Below are 17961 nucleotides of genomic sequence, written 5' to 3' on the forward strand. Positions count from 1 at the left end.
TAGAGGGCCTGATCCCGGGCCAGGATTGGATGTTGTGCAAACAGAGGTTGAAGATGCATAGGTTCACATTTTACTTATCACGTTTGTTGTTCGTTGTGCTGCTGCTGCCAGGGTTTGCCAAGGCCGGGCCACAGCTGGATGTCGGGGCCTTGTATGACTACCTCGAGCCGGGCAAGGGCACCTATGCCAAACGCATCTACAACCGTGGGGACAGTACCGCGTTCGTCAAGGTCAGCGTGCTGGAGCTGGTGTACGACGGCGAAGGCGAGCCGCGTGAAGTAGACGTCGATGAGTTGCCGTTCGACCAGCGCAGCGTTGTTGCCAGCCCTGCGCGGATGATCATCCCGGCACGTGGCATGCAGGCAGTCCGGTTGCTGTATCGCGGTGAGCGGGCTCAAGAGCGTTACTACCGGCTGCGTTTCGTGCCAGTGCTACCGGAGCAGGATGACAGCTTTGCACTGGACGATGCGGAACTTGAGGCTTACCGCAATGAACTCAATGCCGGTGTGCAGTTTCTGGCCGGCTACGGCACCATCCTGATCGCCAAGCCTGCTGCCACGCAGTATCAGACCTCGATCGAGCGAGCGGGTGGAAAGTGGACCGTGCGCAACGCGGGCAATGCCACGGTGCTGCTCGACAATGTCCAGACCTGTGTGCGGGGCGACGACGACTGTGATCACCCGGCCAAGCACCATCTTCGCCCTGGGCGCACGCGCGAGTTCATCGAAAAAACCGGTGTCGAATACCGCTTCGAGCTGGTGGAAGGCGATGCGCGCAAAGCCATCGATTTGAAGGCAGGGTGAGAGGTCCAGGCATGGTTGGTAAATGTGCAATGCTGGCGCTGCTGGTCGGCGGCTTTGGTGCATCGTGGGCGCAGGCTGGTGAGATCACCCTTGACCTGCGTTACCGCGGCGACACCCGGCAGTTCGAAAACCTGACACCCCGGTCGTCCCCTGTTTGCACCCAGCTGCCGCAGCTTTGTGCTGATCCACTGCAGAGCCTGCTGGATGTGAATGTTGAATATTCCAAAACAGTCGATGGCGAAGGCGCCGATGGTTTCTACCTCTCGGCACCTGTTCAGCCGACGCCGCTGCTGATGGTCCGTGATCAGACCGGTGAGCAGGTCAGCATGGACTTTGCCATTACCCACCTGGGCGGCACAGTGAGTTCGGAAGATGGGGCGCCCACGCTTGCGGCGCGCACGGGCCTGGACTCGAGTGGTTGCCAGGTTGCGTTGGCGAGCGCGGCGCATCGGTTGTTCCTGTGGTCGGTGGCCAGCAGTGGCTGTTGGGCCAACCTCAACGCTGCGAGTGCACGCATTCACCATGTCAGCCACCTTACGCTGGGTTACCGGCTGAAGACGCCTTTGCCGGCGAGCTTGAAGTCGGGCGTATACCGTGGGCGGGTGGTCTATTCGGTAGGCCCTGACAGGGAGATAGGCCTTGGCTCGAGCCGAACGGTCGCCGCGCTCACCGCAGATTCAGTCGCGATCAACGTTACACTTGAAGTGGTGCATGACCTTGAGGTGCGTTTTGAGCCGGGTTCCGAGCAGGTGGCGCTGGCGCCGCCTCAGGCTCGTGGGCAAGTTAGCCGAGGGCAGGGCAGGGCAGACAAACTGGAAAAGGACGTGGCGTTCAGCCTGACTGCCAGCGGGCCATTCCGGGTTTGGGCCCTGTGCAGCACCGGGTTGGGAAGCACGTGCAATCTACGGTCGGCCAAAGGCCATGACCTACCGCTGTCGATGGCAATGACCTTGCCGGGTGTTACCTACCATGGTCGCTCGCTCAACCGGCAGGCAATGGCCTTTGGCGGGGCTGGGAACGCCATGAGCCTGGAAGTCCCGCCTGAAGGTGTGACCGGTAGCCAAGGGCAGTTGCATTTTCATGTGTACCCTCGCGGCCACACCCCGGATCAGGATATGTTGCCCGGTACCGAGTATCAGGCCGTGGTGACGATCGTGTTCGATGCGGACCTTTAGCATGACAAGCGGGTGTTGCTACCCGCTTGCCATGCACCTTCAGCAGTTGCCTGAAGTGGCTGTCCGCATCGGGTCATATCATCCCGAGCAACAGCAAGACCAGCAGAATCACCAATACCACGCCAATAATGCCGGATGGGCCATAGCCCCAGCTACGCGAGTGGGGGAAGACCGGTAAGCCACCGATCAGCAGCAGAATCAGGATGATGATAAGGATCGTGGTCATGGTGGAGTCCTTGCGTGGTTGAGGGGCAAGGGCCTCGAATTGCAGGCCTCTTGATAAATCGGACCGGCGCCGCTTGCGAAAGATTCCATTGGTGTATCGCGGGTACCGGCCTCTTCGCAGCGCAAGGCCGATATGCTGGGGAAAATGCGCGCTCAGCCCCATTCACGAGGAATAGTCTGTAGGGCAAGTTACCCTGAAATGTAGGGCCCTTCTGAATTGCAGGGGAGCTATTGAGTAGCCGAATGCCTGGCAGGCAGTCTCCGGTTTTCCCTTTGGCAGGAGGATCGGAACATGTTGGTAATCGGGCGCGAAGTGGGGGAAATCATCGTGATTGGCGATAACATCCGCATCATGGTGGCGGATGTCCGGGACGGTGTGGTGCGTTTTGGCGTAGACGCCCCGCGCACGGTGCCGGTGCACCGGGCGGAGGTGTACAAGCGTATCAAGGAGGCCAAGCGAGGCGAGGCCTGATGTTGCCTGCAGCCTCCCTACGCAGTCTTGTCCGCGATGGGGCCGGGCCGGCTAGTCGAGCAGTTCGCGGGGCACATCGTGCTTGGCCAGCAACTGGCACTGCTGGCTCTCTGGGTCGAACAAAATGAACGCCTGCCCCTTGGCCAATGCCTGGCGTACCCGCAGCACGCGGGTTTCCAGCGGGGTGTCGTCCCCATTGTCGGTGCCGTCGCGGGTAACGAAGTCCTCGATCAGGCGGGTCAGGGTTTCTGCTTGCAGTTGGTCGTAGGGGATCAGCATGGTGGGCGGCGTCTTGGGTATGGGTGCAGGCATGCTACGCGAAACCTTGGGGAATTTGGGGCCGCATGGGCGGCCCCGAAGCCCTCAGCCCTTGTTACCCACCAGGCTGTCCACTGCTGGCACCCGCGTGTCGCTCTCCATCTGCGCATCGTGCTCCAGCTGGTGGCTGAAGCGTTCCAACGATGCATTGGCCGGCTGCGAATCACTGGCAAACACAGGCGGGCTTAGCAGGTACGCCGACAACAACCGGCTCAGCGCCGCCAGGCTGTCGATATGCGTGCGTTCGTAACCGTGCGTGGCATCGCACCCGAACGCGACCAGCGCAGTCCGAATATCATGCCCCGCAGTCACTGCCGAATGGGCATCGCTGAAGTAGTAGCGAAACAGGTCACGGCGCACCGGTAAATCGTGGTCGCCGGCCAGCTTCAGCAAATGCCGGGACAGGTGGTAGTCGTAAGGCCCGGACGAGTCCTGCATGGCCACGCTCACCGCATGCTCGCTGGACGCCTGGCCGGGTGCCACCGGGGCAATGTCGATGCCGACGAACTCGCTGACATCCCAAGGCAGCGCGCCGGCTGCGCCCGAGCCGGTTTCCTCGGTGATGGTGAACAGCGGGTGGCAGTCGATCAGCGGCTGGCGGCCGCTTTCCACTACAGCCTTCAGCGCCGCCAGCAATGCCGCAACCCCGGCCTTGTCGTCCAGGTGGCGGGCGCTGATATGGCCGCTTTCGGTAAACTCTGGCAACGGGTCGAAGGCGACAAAGTCACCAATGCTGATACCCAGTGCCTCACAGTCGGCGCGGGTGGCGCAGTAGGCATCCAGGCGCACTTCCACATGCTCCCAGCTCACCGGCATCTGATCGATGGCGGTATTGAAGGCATGCCCGCTGGCCATCAGCGGCAGCACGCTGCCTCGGAACACGCCGGTATCGGTGAATACGCTGACCCGGCTACCTTCGGCAAAGCGGCTGGACCAGCAACCCACCGGTGCCAGCGCCAGGCGGCCGTTGTCCTGCAACTGGCGCACGCTGGCGCCGATGGTGTCGAGGTGGGCCGACACGGCGCGGTCGGGCGAGGTCTGCCGGCCCTTCAGCGTGGCGCGGATGGTGCCGCGGCGGGTCAGCTCGAAGGGGATGCCCAACTCATCCAGGCGTTCGGCCACGTAGCGCACGATGGTGTCGGTGAAGCCGGTGGGGCTGGGGATGGCGAGCATTTCCAGCAGCACGCGTTTGAGGTAGTCGAGATCGGGTTCGGGGAGTCGTTCGGACATGTCCAGGCCTCCGGTCGGGTTAAAATTTCGCAGTCCTTGTGGGAGCGGCCTTGTGTCGCGAAAGGGCCGCAAAGCGGCCCCGGCAATATCGGCAGCGAAGCTGAGATCCTAGGGGCGCTTCGCACCCCATTCGCGACACAAGGCCGCTCCCACAAAAAGCCGAGCAGTTGTCAGGCCAACGGCCGGCTATGGGGAAACAGCAGGTCGATAAAACGCTCGGCCGTGGGCTGCGGTTCGTGGTTGGCCAACCCGGCACGCTCGTTCGCTTCGATGATCACGTACTCCGGCTGCTGGGCATCGCGCACCATGAAGTCCAGCCCCACCACCGGAATTTCCAGCGCCCGCGCAGCCCGCACGGCCGCGTCGGCCAGCACCGGGTGCAGGCGTTCGGTCACGTCTTCCAAGGTGCCACCGGTGTGCAGGTTGGCTGTGCGCCTTACCGCCAGGCGTTGCCCGGTCGGCAACACGTCGTCATAGCCAAAGCCCGCCGCACGCAGGGTGCGCTCGGTTTCATCATCCAGCGGAATACGGCTTTCGCCGCCTGTGGCAGCCTGGCGTCGGCGGCTTTGTGCTTCGATCAACTGGCGCACGCTGTGCTTGCCGTCACCCACTACCTGCGCCGGGTGGCGGATGGCGGCGGCTACCACTTCATAACCGATCACCACAACGCGCAGGTCGAACCCGGCATGGAAGCTTTCCAGCAGCACGCGGCTGTCGAACTGGCGGGCGTGGGCAACCGCCTGGGTAATTTCGTCGATGCAGGTCAGGTTCACTGCCACCCCCTGGCCTTGCTCGCCATCGACCGGCTTCACCACCACTGCGCCATGCTCGTCGAGAAACGCCAGGTTGTCGTCGGCATTGCCCGCCAGCTGCTGTGCCGGCACCTGCAGTCCAGCGTTGTGCAGGGCATGCTGGGTGAGGCGCTTGTCTTGGCACAGGGTCATGGTCACGGCACTGGTCAGGTCGCTGAGCGATTCGCGGCAGCGAATGCGCCGACCACCCAGGCTTAGCGTAAACAGGCCGCCAGCGGCATCATCCACGTGAACCTCGATGCCGCGGCGCAGCGCCTCGTCGACGATGATGCGTGCGTAAGGGTTGAGATCAGCTTGCGGCCCGGGGCCAAGAAACAACTGCTCATTGATGCCGTTCTTGCGCTTGACCGCAAAGGTGGGCAGGTTGCGAAAGCCCAGCTTCTGGTACAGGCGCTTGGCCTGGCGGTTGTCGTGCAGCACCGACAGGTCGAGGTAGGCCAGGCCGCGGCTCATGAAGTGCTCGATCAGGTGGCGCACCAGCACTTCACCCACACCGGGGCGGGTGCAGTGCGGGTCCACTGCCAGGCACCACAGGCTACTGCCATGTTCCGGGTCGTCGAATGCCTTGGCATGGTTCAGGCCCATGACGCTGCCGATAACCGCGCCGCTGTCTTCGTCTTCCGCCAGCCAATACACCGGGCCGCCCTGGTGGCGCGGGGTGAGCAGCTCGGCATCGACCGGCAGCATGCCGCGCGCCTGGTACAGGGTGTTGATCGCCTGCCAGTCGGCGGGGTTCTGCGCCCGCCGCACGCGAAAGCCGCGAAATACCCGCTGCGCCGGGCGGTAGTCGGTGAACCACAGGCGCAGGGTGTCGGAGGGGTCGAGGAACAGTTGCTGCGGGGCCTGGGCCAGCACCTGCTGCGGAGCTGCCACATACAGGGCGATGTCGCGTTCCCCGGGGCATTCGTCGAGCAAGTCGGTCGCCAGGCTGGCCGGGTCGGGGTAGGTGTGGCCGATCAGCAACCGGCCCCAGCCGCAGTGTACGGCCCGCGGCTGATCGTGTGGCTGGCTGCCATCGCCGGCCAGGCGCGCCTGCAGGCGCTCGTAGGACGGCGTCTGGCCGCGCAGCAGGCGCTGACCGTAAGCGATTTCGTGGGCTTTCATGGGTCAGATTCCTTGTTCGCTCAGCCACAGGTTGAGCGCGGCCAGTTGCCACAGCTTGGACCCGCGCAGCGGCGTCAGCTGGCCGTGCGGGTTGCTCAGCAGGCGGTCGATCATGGCTGGGTTGAACAGCCCACGGTCCTGGCTGGGGTCGGTCAGCAGCTCGCGCACCCAACCCAGGGTAGCGCCCTCCAGGTGCTTCAGGCCCGGCACCGGGAAGTAGCCTTTCTTGCGGTCGATCACCTCATGCGGGATCACCCGTCGCGCCGCCTGCTTGAGCACCTGTTTGCCCCCATCCGGCAGCTTGAAGCGCGCCGGGATGCGCGCCGACAGCTCCACCAGGCGGTAGTCGAGGAAGGGCGTACGTGCCTCCAGGCCCCAAGCCATGGTCATGTTGTCCACTCGCTTGACCGGGTCGTCGACCAACATCACCGTGCTGTCCAGGCGCAGGGCCTTGTCCACCGCATCCGGCGCGCCGGGGCGGGCGAAGTGCTCACGGACGAAATCGCCGGCAGCGTCGGACTCCAGCAGCCACGGCGCCTGTACGGTGTCCCGGTACTCGGCGTGGCTGCGGTCGAAGAAGGCATCGCGGTAGGCGGCAAACGCATCGTCGGCGCCGTCCACCTGCGGGTACCAGTGGTAGCCGGCGAACAGCTCGTCGGCACCCTGGCCGCTCTGCACGCCCTTGCAGTGCTTGGCCACTTCCCGCGACAGCAGGTAGAAGGCGATGCAGTCGTGGCTGACCATCGGTTCGCTCATGGCACGGAAGGCGGCCGGCAGCTGGTCGATGATTTCGTGTTCGGCAATGCGCAACTGGTGGTGACGGGTGCCGTAGTGTTTGGCGATCAGGTCCGAATACTGGAACTCGTCGCCACGCTCGCCGCCGGCATCTTCGAAGCCGATGGAGAAGGTCGACAGGTCGTCAACACCCACTTCGCGCAGCAAACCGACCAGCAGGCTGGAATCGACGCCGCCGGACAGCAACACACCCACATCGACGGCTGCCCGTTGGCGGATGGCCACGGCGTCGCGGGTGGCATCGAGTACGCGGGTGGTCCAGCCTTCCAGGTCAAGTTCACGCTCGTCCGGGTTGGGGCCGTACTTCAGCTGCCACCAGGTCTGGCGTTCCACTTCGCCATGGCGGTCGATGCGCATCCAGGTGCCGGGCTCCAGCTTCTGCACATTGGCCAGCAGGGTGCGTGGTGCCGGTACCACGGCGTGGAAGTTCAGGTAGTGGTTGAGTGCCACGGGGTCGAGCATCGGGTCGATGTCCCCGCCCTTCAGCAGCGCTGGCAAGGTCGAGGCGAAACGCAAGCGCTCGCCGTTGCGCGACAGGTACAAGGGTTTGACGCCGAGGCGGTCGCGTGCCAGGAACAGGCGCTGGTTATCGCGCTCCCAGATGGCCAGGGCAAACATGCCGTTGAGTTTGGGCAGCAGCGCCGCGCCCCAGGCGTGGTAGCCCTTGAGCAGCACCTCGGTGTCGCCATCGGACCAAAACTGGTAGCCCAGGTCTTGCAGCTCCTGGCGCAGCTCGGGGAAGTTGTAGATGGCGCCGTTGAAGGCCAGCGACAGGCCCAGGGTGTTGTCGACCATCGGCTGCGCCGAGCCGTCGGACAGGTCCATGATCTTCAATCGCCGGTGGCCAAGGGCAATCGGCCCCTGGCTATGGAAGCCCCAGGCATCCGGGCCACGCGGGGCCAGGTGATGGGTGATGCGCTCTACCGCAGCCAGGTCGGCTGGGCGAGGGGCTTGGTCGATGGGGGTGAAACGCAACTCTCCTGCTAATCCGCACATAAGTCCTTACCGGTTTTTCCGTTGGGGAGGTGATGCCCCGGATTAGGGCACCTTAAGGAACTGACCTGTGTGCTTTGTGAGAGTTTTAGAACAATCTGTTATATGGAGGTGAGGTGGCAGGTTATTGTCTGGGGTTTTGTGGTGTTGCAGAAATCGAGCGCCGCCCGCGCGGCGCTCGATCTTCCGGGCGCAATAAATCCAATGACATACGCCCGAAGCAATCACTTCCCCCGAATCAACCGGCGCAAGGCAAACCGGTTCGGATGACACGCCTGCGCCACCTCCCGCGGCACCGGCAGCGGCTCGCCGCAGACCCAGGCGGCCATCAGCTCCCCGCTCAAAGGCGCCGTGATCAACCCGCGCGACCCGTGTCCGCTGTTCACATACAACCCATCCAGCCAAGGGCAGGGCACATCCGGCACCTGCCGGGCATCCCGGCCCAAAACGGCATAAGCTTCGGCAAACGCCTGCGCATCAGCCACCGGCCCGACGATCGGCAGATAATCCGGGCTGGTACAACGGAACGCCGCGCGCCCTTGCAATTGCTCAGGGCTCAGCTCCGCCACGCCCAGGCGCTGGGCCAGGTCAGTGGAAATCTCATCCAGCAACGCCAGGTTGCCCTGGTGCTCGGCCACCGTCGGCGCCAGGTCTTGGCTGTGGAAATCAAAGCTCGCCCCCAAGGTATGTTCATCACCCCGCGGCGGTGCCACGTAGCCCTCCGCGCACACCACGGTGCGCAGCGCCCGGCTGCTGGCGGTGGCCGGCAAGCGGGTGATCTGTCCACGTATGCGCTTGAGCGGCAACCCTGCACAGGGCTCGAAGCGCCGCACCTCGGCAGCCCCGGCGAGGATCACCACAGGTGCGCTGGCCAACAGCTGCCCGCCCGCCCAGGCCTGCCAGCGTTCCTCGACCTTGCGCAGCTCGATGACTTCCTGATGGGTCACCAGGCGGATACCTGAGTGCTGCAACTGTTGCTGGCACAGCGCCGGCGGGTGCACCCAGCCACCTTCGGGGTAGAACAGCCCGCCGCCAGGTAATGCCACCCCGGCGATGGCTTCGGCCTCGGCGCGCGTCAGCGCATGCAGCAAGTCGTGGTCGAAAGCGGCAGCCAGTTTGCCCTGGCGCTCGGCCTCCTTGCTGTCGAAGGCCAGTTGCAGCACCCCGCAGGCATCCCAGTCGCGGCCGCGCTGCAAGTGCTGCAGTTGGCGCCGGGTGTAGCCGAAGCCGGACAGAATCATCTGCGACAGCGCAGTACCATGGGCCGACAGCTTGAGGTACAGCACCCCTTGCGGGTTACCCGACGCTTCCTGTGCTGGCGCGCCGTGACGCTCGAGCACGGTCACCTGCCAACCGCGCCGGGCCAGGCTGGCGGCGCTGGCGCTACCGGCAAGCCCGGCACCGATCACCAGTGCCTCTCGCCGGTGCTGTGCAGCAGGCGGGCGCGCGTACCAAGGGGCGCCAGGGTCGGGCTGGGGGCCGATGTAGGCACCACTCATCACCTCCCACTTCTTACCGATGCCTGGCACTTTTTTCATGGCAAAACCGGCTTCTACCAAACTGCGACGGACCCAGCCGGTGGTGGTGAAGGTGCCCAGCACCGTGCCCGGGTGTGACAGCCGCGCCAGCTGCGCGAACAGCTCCGGGGTCCACATGTCGGGGTTCTTGGCTGGGGCGAAGCCGTCGAGGAACCACACGTCAACCTGTGCATCCAGTTGCGGTAACTGCTCCAGGACATCGCCAATCAGCAGGGTAAGGGTGACCCGCCCCTCAGCAAAGGTGAATTGCTGGAAGCCCGGATGCACTGCCACGTACTGCGCCAGCAGGGGCTCGCTGTAGGCGGCAAGCTCAGGCCACAGGCGCACGGCACGGGCCATGTCGGCGTGGCCAAGGGGGTACTTCTCGACACTGACGAAGTGCAGGCGGGCATCGCTGTGTGCGTGCTGTTCAAAAAGCTGCCAGGCACAGAAAAAGTTCATCCCGGTGCCAAAACCGGTTTCACCGATCACCAGGCTGGCGTGCGCTGCCAGGTCGGCAAAGCGCTCGGCCAGACGGGTCTGGCCAAGAAACACATGCTTGGTTTCTTCGATGCCTTCATTGACTGCGAAATAGACGTCGTCGTACTGCCGCGAGTGGGGGCGGCCCTGGTCGTCCCAGTCGATCTGGGCGTGCTGGAGGAGGGTGGACATGGTGGGCTCGATTGCAGCGGATGGCGCGATTTTATGCCATCCGCACCCCCTGTGGGAGCGGGTTTTCCCACGAAGAGGTCGGTACAGACAGAAATGAAATCCGCTAGTCTTGCTTATCCATTGAAGGAGCCAGTGCATGTTCGAATCCGCCGAAATCGGCCACAGCATCGACAAGGAGGCTTACGACGCCGAGGTACCCGCTTTGCGCGAGGCCCTGCTCGAAGCCCAGTACGAACTCAAACAGCAGGCGCGTTTTCCGGTAATCGTGCTGATCAACGGCGTCGAAGGCGCCGGCAAGGGTGAGACGGTCAAGCTGCTCAACGAGTGGATGGACCCGCGCATGATCGACGTGCTCACCTTCGACCAGCAGACCGACGAAGAACTGGCCCGGCCGCCGGCCTGGCGCTATTGGCGGGCGTTGCCACCGAAGGGGCGGATGGGCGTGTTCTTCGGCAACTGGTACAGCCAGATGCTGCAGGGGCGGGTGCACAGGCTGTTCAAGGATGCCGTACTCGACCAGGCCATCACCGGCGCTGAACGCCTGGAGCAGATGTTGTGCGACGAAGGCGCGCTGATCATCAAGTTCTGGTTCCACTTGTCCAAGAAGCAGATGAAGGCCCGCCTGAAATCGCTCAAGGACGACCCGCTGCACAGCTGGAAGATCAGCCCGCTAGACTGGCAGCAGTCAGAAACCTACGACCGCTTCGTACGCTTTGGCGAGCGTGTGCTGCGCCGCACCAGCCGCGATTATGCGCCATGGCATATCATTGAGGGGGTCGACCCGAACTACCGCAGCCTGGCGGTGGGTCGCATCCTGCTGGAAAGCCTGCAGGCCGCGCTGGCCAACAACCCCAAGGGCAAGCACCAAGGTAACGTGGCCCCGCTGGGCCGCAGTATCGACGACCGCAGCCTGCTCGGGGCCCTGGACATGACCCTGCGTCTGGACAAGGCCGATTACCAGGAGCAACTGGTAACCGAACAGGCGCGCCTGGCAGGGCTGCTGCGTGACAAACGCATGCGCCGGCATGCGCTGGTGGCGGTGTTCGAAGGCAACGATGCCGCCGGCAAGGGCGGTGCCATCCGCCGCGTGGCCGCAGCGCTGGACCCGCGCCAGTACCGCATCGTGCCGATTGCCGCACCGACTGAAGAAGAACGCGCGCAGCCATACCTGTGGCGGTTCTGGCGGCACATTCCGGCGCGCGGCAAGTTCACTATCTTCGACCGTTCCTGGTATGGCCGGGTGCTGGTGGAGCGGGTGGAAGGCTTCTGCACCCCGGCCGACTGGATGCGCGCCTACAGCGAGATCAACGACTTTGAAGAGCAGTTGGTGAATGCGGGTGTTGTGGTGGTGAAGTTCTGGCTGGCGATCGACCAGCAGACCCAGCTCGAGCGTTTTCAGGAGCGTGAGCAGATCCCGTTCAAGCGCTACAAGATCACCGAGGATGACTGGCGCAACCGCGACAAGTGGGATGACTACACCCAGGCCGTGGGTGACATGGTCGACCGCACCAGCAGCGAGATTGCGCCATGGACGCTGGTGGAGGCCAATGACAAGCGCTGGGCGCGGGTGAAGGTGCTGCGCACCATCAATGAAGCGCTGGAGGCAGCGTTTGCCAAGGACAGGAAATAGGCTGAGTGCTTGGCTCGGGATCTTTTGCGCCTGTGAGATCCAGCGCCGCCCGCGCGGCGCACGATCTCACAGGCGCAAAGAATCTCAGCCCATGCCCTACAAGAATGATTGGATGAATTCTTTTCTCGGTACGGTTCCCCGTAACAGTCCCCCAAGCCCGTAGAATTCAATCATTCCCACCACGGGCTTGATCGAGGAAACTATGCACACCACTTCCGGCCGCTGGACCTATGGCCTGTTCCTGGCACTTCTCACTGCATTGCTGTGGGGGATCTTGCCGATCAAGCTCAAGCAGGTGCTGCAAGTGGTCGACCCCATTACCGTCACCTGGTACCGCCTGCTGGTTTCCGGTGGCCTGCTGTTCGCCTGGCTGGCAGCCAAGCGACGCTTGCCGTCGTTCACCCAGCTGGCACCCAAGGGCAAGGGCCTGGTCGTGGTGGCCGTACTTGGCCTGATGGGCAACTACGTGCTGTACCTGATCGGCCTCAACCTGCTTAGCCCCGGTACCGCGCAACTGGTGGTACAGGTCGGCCCGGTGCTGTTGCTGGTGGCCAGCGTGTTCGTGTTCCGCGAGCGCTTCAGCCTGGGGCAGGGCGTAGGCCTGCTGATTTTGCTGGCGGGTTTTGGCCTGTTCTTCAACCAGCGCCTCGAAGAGCTGCTGACTTCACTGAGTGCCTACACCACCGGCGTGCTAACCATTCTGCTGGCCACCAGCATCTGGGTGTTTTACGCCCTCAGCCAGAAGCAACTGCTGACCGTGTGGCACTCACAGCAGGTGATGATGGTGATCTACCTCAGTTGCGCTGCGCTGCTCACGCCTTGGGTGCACCCACTGGAGGCATTGCAACTGACCCCGGTGCAGGGCTGGTTGCTGCTGGCCTGCTGCCTGAACACTCTGGTGGCCTATGGCGCGTTTGCCGAAGCGCTGGCGCATTGGGAGGCGTCGCGGGTGAGTGCCACGCTGGCGCTGACCCCGCTGGTGACCTTCGTTGCGGTGGCAGTGGCGTCACTGGTGTGGCCTGAGTATGTGCATGCCGAGGACATCAATGCCCTTGGCTATGTGGGGGCGGTCACAGTGGTGTTCGGTTCGGCGCTGGTGGCGCTGGGGCCATCGCTGCTGGCCAGTTGGCGCACGCGCAAGGCGCGATTGGCTCAGGTTCACTAAGCCTGTGGGAGAACTGCCTTGCTCATTATCTAGAATCTAGCTCGGTCACTGTGGGAGCGGGCTTGTCCCGCGAACACGGGCGAAGCCCGTGCCATACACCGTGTTGGATGCTTCGCGGGACAAGCCCGCTCCCACAGGTAACCCGCAGGCTTGAGGCTGATGCAGTACCTCGGGAAACATCAGCGCGCCTGATCATCCGAGGAATTGCCTAGTATTTTTACCAGTTGCGAGTCTTTTGCCATTTGAATCCAATGTGCCTAAAGGTCAAGCAGGGTAAACAATATGAAGGTACATAATTTTGTGCATCCCGGTATAAAGGTCAATGTGAATTACCTTGAGCAATTCGTTCGTCATAATCTACACCGTGAGCCTTGGAAGAGTGCCAGTGAAAAAGTACTGAATGATTACTTGAAAAGAGCAGATAAAAACTGGGTTCCGAAGCCGCGCGATGTAGTAGATTGCGGAGCTTATAGCCAGCCGGATTGTGGGTGTACTGATCAAACCCGAGATGGTCAGGCTGCTTATGCGCAGGCATTGCTCTGGGTGATCAAGGATGACAAGGAATATGCAGCTACTGCCATCAAAATCCTTGACGCATGGTCTCGAGAATTTACCGGAGGACATATCGGCGAAAATGCACGCCTTCAGGCATCGTGGGCAGCGTGCTTATTCATCAGTGCTGCGGAAATCCTTGCTCATACTGCGTCTGGCTGGACGACTGAAGGTAAGGCGCGATTCAGAGGGATGTTGGAAACGCAGTTTCAACCGATCATAGAGGAGCTCTTCTATGGTGACGGGTGGAAGTGGGATACCGTGCCTGGCAATTGGCGCTCCACAGGTATTGAGGCACTTTTATATATAGCGATTTTTACCGACAATCACGAAATCTTCGCCAGGAGTATCCAGTTATGGAAAGACCATATCGTGGCGTCCATTTATCTGGAAAGCGATGGGGCGCGTCCCAGACTACTGCCCAATTGGACCCGGGTGCCGACTGACGAAGAGGTCAATCAACAGTGGGGTAGTCCATACCGATACATCGAGGGGATGAACGTTGAGAGCTGTCGGGACTTCGCCCACACCGCTTATGGTCTGGCGGCTACTATCAATGTGGCTGAAACGGCGTTATTGCAGGGGATCGATCTGTACAGGGATGAAGAAACGCAAGCCATGGCGCGAATGATGCAGACGATGGAGTTTCATTCTCGGTATGAAAACATTGCATTGATGCCAGACATTTGTGAGCGATACCACGGCATCCAGTTGAGTGCTCAATGGACATTTGAAATTGGTTATACCCACTATGCGGTCCGTTTGGGGCACGCTTTGCCGGAAACTCGCGCATTTGTGCAAAGACATCGGCCGACGCAAGGCGATTTTCATTACATGTGGGAAAGTCTGACCCATGCTTATCCTCGTACCGGGGATGACCCGATCTCTTGAGTGCCAGAGCGATAGGCACCTCTACCCGATAAACTGTGAGCCGCCCGTGGTGCGGTGCCGAGGCGATGAGGCAACCTGGGCGGCTCATGGGGGAATCTAGCCTTTGCCCCCAGGCGCCAGCATGTTCTCCGGCCGTACCCACTGATCGAACTGTTCATTGGTCAGGTACTTCAGCTCCAATGCGGCCTCGCGCAAGGTCTTGCCCTCGCTATACGCCTTCTTGGCAATTTCCGCCGCCTTGTCATAGCCGATATGCGGGTTCAACGCCGTCACCAGCATCAAACCCCGCTCCAGGTGCGCGGCCATCTGCTCGGCATCCGGCTCGATGCCCGCCACACAATGCTGCTGGAAGTTGCGGCAACCATCAGCCAGCAACTCGACCGACTGCAACAGGTTGTGAATGATCACCGGCTTGAACACGTTCAGCTGCAAATGCCCTTGGCTGGCGGCAAAGCCAATGGCCGCGTCATTGCCCAGCACCTGGCAGGCCAGCATCGACAGCGCTTCGCACTGGGTGGGGTTGACCTTGCCCGGCATGATCGAGCTGCCGGGCTCGTTGGCCGGCAGGCGCACCTCGGCCAGGCCGGCGCGCGGGCCGGAACCCAGCAGGCGCAGGTCGTTGGCAATTTTCATCAAGGCCACGGCCAGGGTTTTCAGGGCGCCCGCCAGGCTGGTGAGCGGTTCGTGGCCGGCCAGCGCTGCAAACTTGTTGGGCGCGGTGACGAACGGCAAACCTGACTCTGCCGCCAGCTCGGCGGCGATGGCCTCGGCGAAACCATGCGGGGCGTTCAGCCCAGTACCTACGGCGGTGCCACCCTGGGCCAGTTCGCACACCGCTGGCAGGGTGGCACGGATGGCGCGCTGGGCGTAGTCGAGCTGGGCGACGAAGGCCGACACTTCCTGGCCGAAGGTGATCGGCGTGGCGTCCATCATGTGCGTGCGGCCGGTTTTGACCAGTTTGTTGTGACGTGCCGACAGTTCGGCCAGCCCCGAGGACAGCTCGGCAATCGCCGGCAGCAATTTTTCATGCACCGCCTGTGCAGCAGCAATGTGCATGGCAGTGGGGAAACAGTCGTTGGAGCTCTGCGAGCGGTTGACGTGGTCGTTCGGGTGCACTGGCGCCTTGCCGCCACGTCCCTTGCCGGCCAGTTCGTTGGCGCGCCCGGCGATCACTTCGTTGACGTTCATGTTGCTCTGGGTGCCGCTGCCGGTCTGCCAGACGACCAACGGGAACTGGTCATCGTGCCGGCCAGCCAGCACTTCGTCGGCGGCCTGTTCGATCAGCCGGGCGATGTCGGCCGGCAGGTCGCCATTGCGGTCGTTGACGCGTGCCGCGGCCTTCTTGATCAGCGCCAGGGCGTGCAGCACCGCAAGGGGCATGCGTTCCTTGCCAATGGCGAAGTTGATCAATGAACGCTGGGTCTGCGCACCCCAGTAGGCGTCCTCAGGAACTTCGACCGGGCCCAGGCTGTCTGTCTCGATACGGCTCATTCTGTACGCACTCCTGTGTAGTTCGAAATCGCAGTTTAGGCCCTCATTCGACGGAGCGGTTCCATCGCTCGTCGTGCCACTTGAGCACATCGCCACCACGGCGCAGAATGCTCTACTCTGAGGTACCCGCCTCCCTCTTGTTGAAGGAAATGCAATGACCCGTCTCCGTGTCCTTTGTGCCGCCGTTGCACTGGTTTGCGCCAGCGGCCAGGTACTCGCTGCCACTGCCAGCCACAATGCTGCTGCCGAGAAATTCCTGACCCTGGCCAACGCCGACAAGCTGGGCACCCCGGTGTACATGCAAGTGCAGCAGATGTTCGCCCAACGCTTCGCCCAGACCAAGGCCCCGGCCACCAAGCAGCCGGTGCTGGAAAGCTACCAGGCCAAGGCCAATGCCGCCCTGGACAACGCCATCGGCTGGAACAAGCTGAAGCCGAAGATGGTCGACCTGTACACCCAGACCTTCACCGAGCAGGAGCTGAAGGACCTGGTCAAGTTCTACGAGTCGCCGCTGGGCAAGAAAGTGCTGCGTGAAATGCCCAAGGTCACCCAGCAGTCGGCGCAGCTGACCCAGCAGAGCCTGGAGCCCGCAGTACCGGTGGTGAACAAGCTGCTGGAAGACATGACAAAGGAGCTGGACCCTAACGCCGGCAAGGCCGCCGCCCCGGCGAAGAAGTGAGTACGCCGCAATGACCATGCAACAGCGTATCGAACAGCAGCTGGCGACGCTGGCGCCGCAACACCTGCAAGTGCTCAACGAAAGCCACATGCACAGTCGTGGTCAGGAGACCCACTACAAGGCAGTGATCGTCTGCGAGCAGTTTGCCGGGTTGAACAGCGTCAAGCGCCACCAGAAGGTGTACGCCACCATGGGTGAGCTGATGGGCCAGATCCATGCCCTGGCCATTCATACCTACACCGCCGAAGAGTGGGCCAAGGTCGGCGTTGCACCGGCCTCCCCAGTGTGCGCCGGCGGCGGGCACTGAAACCTTTTTGTTGTTCTGGTAGAATCCGCTTCATCCCAAAGGGGGCTGCTGTGCAGCCCATCACTGGCAAGCCAGCTTCCACAGGTACTCCACCCGTGGGCGCCGGCTTGCCGGCGATGGGGCGCGCAGCGGCCCTTTGTTCATTGTGTAACCCGGTCCGCCCCTTACGAGGGCAACCACCTGGAGAACCTGCTTCATGTCCCAAGCCATCGTCGTCGCGGCGCTGTACAAATTCGTCACCCTGGAAGACTACGTCGAGCTGCGTGAGCCACTGCTCAAGGCCATGCTCGACAACAACGTCAAAGGCACCCTGCTGCTGGCCCACGAGGGCATCAACGGCACCGTATCGGCCACCCGCGAAGGCATCGATGGCCTGCTGGCCTGGTTGCGCAACGACCCGCGCCTGGTCGATGTCGACCATAAAGAGTCGTATTGCGACGAACAGCCGTTCTACCGCACCAAGGTCAAGCTGAAGAAAGAAATCGTCACCCTCGGCGTGCCGGGCGTAGACCCCAACCAGGCAGTCGGCACCTACGTCGAGCCCCAGGACTGGAACGCCCTGATCAGCGACCCGGAAGTGTTGCTTATCGACACCCGCAACGATTACGAAGTGGCCATCGGCACCTTCAAGGGCGCCATCGACCCGAAGACCGAAACCTTCCGCGAGTTCCCGGAGTACATCAAGGCCAACTTCGACCCCAGCAAGCACAAGAAGGTGGCCATGTTCTGCACCGGCGGCATTCGCTGCGAAAAAGCTTCGAGCTACATGCTCGGTGAAGGCTTCGAGGCGGTCTATCATCTTAAAGGCGGCATCCTGAAATACTTCGAGGAAGTGCCTCAGGAAGACAGCCTGTGGGACGGCGACTGCTTCGTCTTCGACAACCGCGTCACGGTGCGCCATGACCTTAGCGAAGGCGAGTACGACCAGTGCCACGCCTGCCGCCACCCGATCAATGCAGAGGAGCGCGCGTCCGAGCACTATTCGCCAGGTGTCAGCTGCCCGCATTGCTGGGACAGCCTGAGCGAGAAGACCCGGCGCAGCGCCATCGACCGGCAGAAGCAGATCGAGCTGGCCAAGGCCCGCAACCTGCCGCACCCGATCGGTTACAACTACAAAGCCGAGGCTTGAT

16 protein-coding genes are annotated in these 17961 nt (G+C 62.5%); 9 read left to right on the forward strand and 7 right to left on the reverse strand.

Features of this window, described 5'->3' with window-relative positions; all coding sequences use genetic code 11:
• The first annotated feature begins 29 nt into the window (after positions 1 to 29).
• A complete protein-coding gene (locus OO258_RS15780) occupies positions 30 to 803 on the forward strand; it encodes a molecular chaperone (protein WP_266031447.1) in 774 nt (257 codons plus the stop codon).
• Between the two features lie 11 nt (positions 804 to 814).
• On the forward strand, positions 815 to 1978 hold the full coding sequence (locus tag OO258_RS15785; protein ID WP_266031449.1) for a hypothetical protein: 1164 nt from the start codon (positions 815 to 817) through the stop codon (positions 1976 to 1978).
• A 73-nt stretch (positions 1979 to 2051) separates the two neighbouring features.
• On the opposite strand, the gene OO258_RS15790 is transcribed toward OO258_RS15785, so the two are convergent.
• Positions 2052 to 2204, reverse strand: a complete 153-nt coding sequence (locus OO258_RS15790; RefSeq protein ID WP_003252624.1) for a DUF3309 family protein — start codon at positions 2202 to 2204, stop codon at positions 2052 to 2054.
• 291 nt (positions 2205 to 2495) lie between these two features.
• On the opposite strand from OO258_RS15790, the gene csrA reads away from it, so the two are divergent.
• Complete coding sequence (csrA, locus tag OO258_RS15795) at positions 2496 to 2675, forward strand: carbon storage regulator CsrA (protein WP_266031450.1); 180 nt, start codon at positions 2496 to 2498, stop codon at positions 2673 to 2675.
• Positions 2676 to 2726: 51 nt separating this feature from the next.
• Here the strand turns inward: csrA and OO258_RS15800 are convergent, their stop codons facing one another.
• From OO258_RS15800 to mnmC, 5 genes are all read right to left on the reverse strand, one after another.
• Positions 2727 to 2954: a YheU family protein gene (locus tag OO258_RS15800; RefSeq protein WP_013971435.1), complete on the reverse strand. Its 228-nt coding sequence runs from the start codon at positions 2952 to 2954 to the stop codon at positions 2727 to 2729.
• 84 nt (positions 2955 to 3038) lie between these two features.
• Entirely contained in the window at positions 3039 to 4223 is a 1185-nt protein-coding gene (locus OO258_RS15805; protein WP_003252630.1) for an osmoprotectant NAGGN system M42 family peptidase, read from the reverse strand.
• Positions 4224 to 4393: 170 nt separating this feature from the next.
• Positions 4394 to 6139 (reverse strand): N-acetylglutaminylglutamine synthetase, encoded by a 1746-nt coding sequence (gene ngg / locus OO258_RS15810; protein WP_110745566.1) that lies wholly within the window; start codon positions 6137 to 6139, stop codon positions 4394 to 4396.
• Positions 6140 to 6142: 3 nt separating this feature from the next.
• Positions 6143 to 7930 (reverse strand): N-acetylglutaminylglutamine amidotransferase, encoded by a 1788-nt coding sequence (locus OO258_RS15815; protein ID WP_266031454.1) that lies wholly within the window; start codon positions 7928 to 7930, stop codon positions 6143 to 6145.
• Between the two features lie 221 nt (positions 7931 to 8151).
• Positions 8152 to 10116, reverse strand: coding sequence for a bifunctional tRNA (5-methylaminomethyl-2-thiouridine)(34)-methyltransferase MnmD/FAD-dependent 5-carboxymethylaminomethyl-2-thiouridine(34) oxidoreductase MnmC (gene mnmC, locus OO258_RS15820; RefSeq protein WP_266031456.1), 1965 nt, complete (start codon positions 10114 to 10116; stop codon positions 8152 to 8154).
• A gap of 136 nt (positions 10117 to 10252) precedes the next feature.
• On the opposite strand from mnmC, the gene pap reads away from it, so the two are divergent.
• The 3 genes from pap to OO258_RS15835 all read left to right on the forward strand — a co-directional run bounded on the left by pap (position 10253) and on the right by OO258_RS15835 (position 14354).
• On the forward strand, positions 10253 to 11746 hold the full coding sequence (pap, locus tag OO258_RS15825; protein WP_266031459.1) for a polyphosphate:AMP phosphotransferase: 1494 nt from the start codon (positions 10253 to 10255) through the stop codon (positions 11744 to 11746).
• Positions 11747 to 11948: 202 nt separating this feature from the next.
• On the forward strand, positions 11949 to 12911 hold the full coding sequence (locus OO258_RS15830; protein ID WP_266031461.1) for a DMT family transporter: 963 nt from the start codon (positions 11949 to 11951) through the stop codon (positions 12909 to 12911).
• A 282-nt stretch (positions 12912 to 13193) separates the two neighbouring features.
• Positions 13194 to 14354: an alginate lyase family protein gene (locus tag OO258_RS15835; protein ID WP_266031464.1), complete on the forward strand. Its 1161-nt coding sequence runs from the start codon at positions 13194 to 13196 to the stop codon at positions 14352 to 14354.
• Positions 14355 to 14450: 96 nt separating this feature from the next.
• Here OO258_RS15835 and OO258_RS15840 read toward each other — a convergent pair whose 3' ends face one another.
• Entirely contained in the window at positions 14451 to 15845 is a 1395-nt protein-coding gene (locus OO258_RS15840) for a class II fumarate hydratase (RefSeq protein ID WP_266031466.1), read from the reverse strand.
• 154 nt (positions 15846 to 15999) lie between these two features.
• Here OO258_RS15840 and OO258_RS15845 point away from each other — a divergent pair, with 154 nt between their 5' ends.
• The 3 genes from OO258_RS15845 (at position 16000) to OO258_RS15855 (ending at position 17960) form a co-directional block, all read left to right on the forward strand.
• Positions 16000 to 16524 carry a DUF2059 domain-containing protein gene (locus OO258_RS15845; RefSeq protein WP_266031468.1) on the forward strand — a complete coding sequence of 175 codons (525 nt, stop codon included), beginning with the start codon at positions 16000 to 16002 and terminating at the stop codon, positions 16522 to 16524.
• Between the two features lie 10 nt (positions 16525 to 16534).
• The gene (locus OO258_RS15850) at positions 16535 to 16831 is read left to right on the forward strand and encodes a BolA family protein (RefSeq protein ID WP_266031470.1); all 297 of its coding nucleotides are present in this window, start codon (positions 16535 to 16537) and stop codon (positions 16829 to 16831) included.
• Positions 16832 to 17027: 196 nt separating this feature from the next.
• Positions 17028 to 17960 carry a rhodanese-related sulfurtransferase gene (locus OO258_RS15855; protein ID WP_266031472.1) on the forward strand — a complete coding sequence of 311 codons (933 nt, stop codon included), beginning with the start codon at positions 17028 to 17030 and terminating at the stop codon, positions 17958 to 17960.
• Position 17961 lies beyond the last annotated feature (1 nt).

This window comes from Pseudomonas sp. DCB_BI, assembly GCF_026240995.1.
Lineage (GTDB): Bacteria > Pseudomonadota > Gammaproteobacteria > Pseudomonadales > Pseudomonadaceae > Aquipseudomonas.

What these genes read in the sequence shown, in the direction of transcription:
- OO258_RS15780 (WP_266031447.1), top strand. Translation starts at nt 30, where the DNA reads ATGTTGTGCAAACAGAGGTTGAAGATGCATAGGTTCACATTTTACTTA.
- mnmC (WP_266031456.1), bottom strand. Translation starts at nt 10,116, where the DNA reads ATGTCCACCCTCCTCCAGCACGCCCAGATCGACTGGGACGACCAGGGC.
- OO258_RS15835 (WP_266031464.1), top strand. Translation starts at nt 13,194, where the DNA reads ATGAAGGTACATAATTTTGTGCATCCCGGTATAAAGGTCAATGTGAAT.
- OO258_RS15815 (WP_266031454.1), bottom strand. Translation starts at nt 7,930, where the DNA reads ATGTGCGGATTAGCAGGAGAGTTGCGTTTCACCCCCATCGACCAAGCC.
- pap (WP_266031459.1), top strand. Translation starts at nt 10,253, where the DNA reads ATGTTCGAATCCGCCGAAATCGGCCACAGCATCGACAAGGAGGCTTAC.
- OO258_RS15805 (WP_003252630.1), bottom strand. Translation starts at nt 4,223, where the DNA reads ATGTCCGAACGACTCCCCGAACCCGATCTCGACTACCTCAAACGCGTG.
- OO258_RS15785 (WP_266031449.1), top strand. Translation starts at nt 815, where the DNA reads ATGGTTGGTAAATGTGCAATGCTGGCGCTGCTGGTCGGCGGCTTTGGT.
- ngg (WP_110745566.1), bottom strand. Translation starts at nt 6,139, where the DNA reads ATGAAAGCCCACGAAATCGCTTACGGTCAGCGCCTGCTGCGCGGCCAG.
- csrA (WP_266031450.1), top strand. Translation starts at nt 2,496, where the DNA reads ATGTTGGTAATCGGGCGCGAAGTGGGGGAAATCATCGTGATTGGCGAT.
- OO258_RS15840 (WP_266031466.1), bottom strand. Translation starts at nt 15,845, where the DNA reads ATGAGCCGTATCGAGACAGACAGCCTGGGCCCGGTCGAAGTTCCTGAG.
- OO258_RS15800 (WP_013971435.1), bottom strand. Translation starts at nt 2,954, where the DNA reads ATGCTGATCCCCTACGACCAACTGCAAGCAGAAACCCTGACCCGCCTG.
- OO258_RS15830 (WP_266031461.1), top strand. Translation starts at nt 11,949, where the DNA reads ATGCACACCACTTCCGGCCGCTGGACCTATGGCCTGTTCCTGGCACTT.
- OO258_RS15845 (WP_266031468.1), top strand. Translation starts at nt 16,000, where the DNA reads ATGACCCGTCTCCGTGTCCTTTGTGCCGCCGTTGCACTGGTTTGCGCC.
- OO258_RS15855 (WP_266031472.1), top strand. Translation starts at nt 17,028, where the DNA reads ATGTCCCAAGCCATCGTCGTCGCGGCGCTGTACAAATTCGTCACCCTG.
- OO258_RS15790 (WP_003252624.1), bottom strand. Translation starts at nt 2,204, where the DNA reads ATGACCACGATCCTTATCATCATCCTGATTCTGCTGCTGATCGGTGGC.
- OO258_RS15850 (WP_266031470.1), top strand. Translation starts at nt 16,535, where the DNA reads ATGACCATGCAACAGCGTATCGAACAGCAGCTGGCGACGCTGGCGCCG.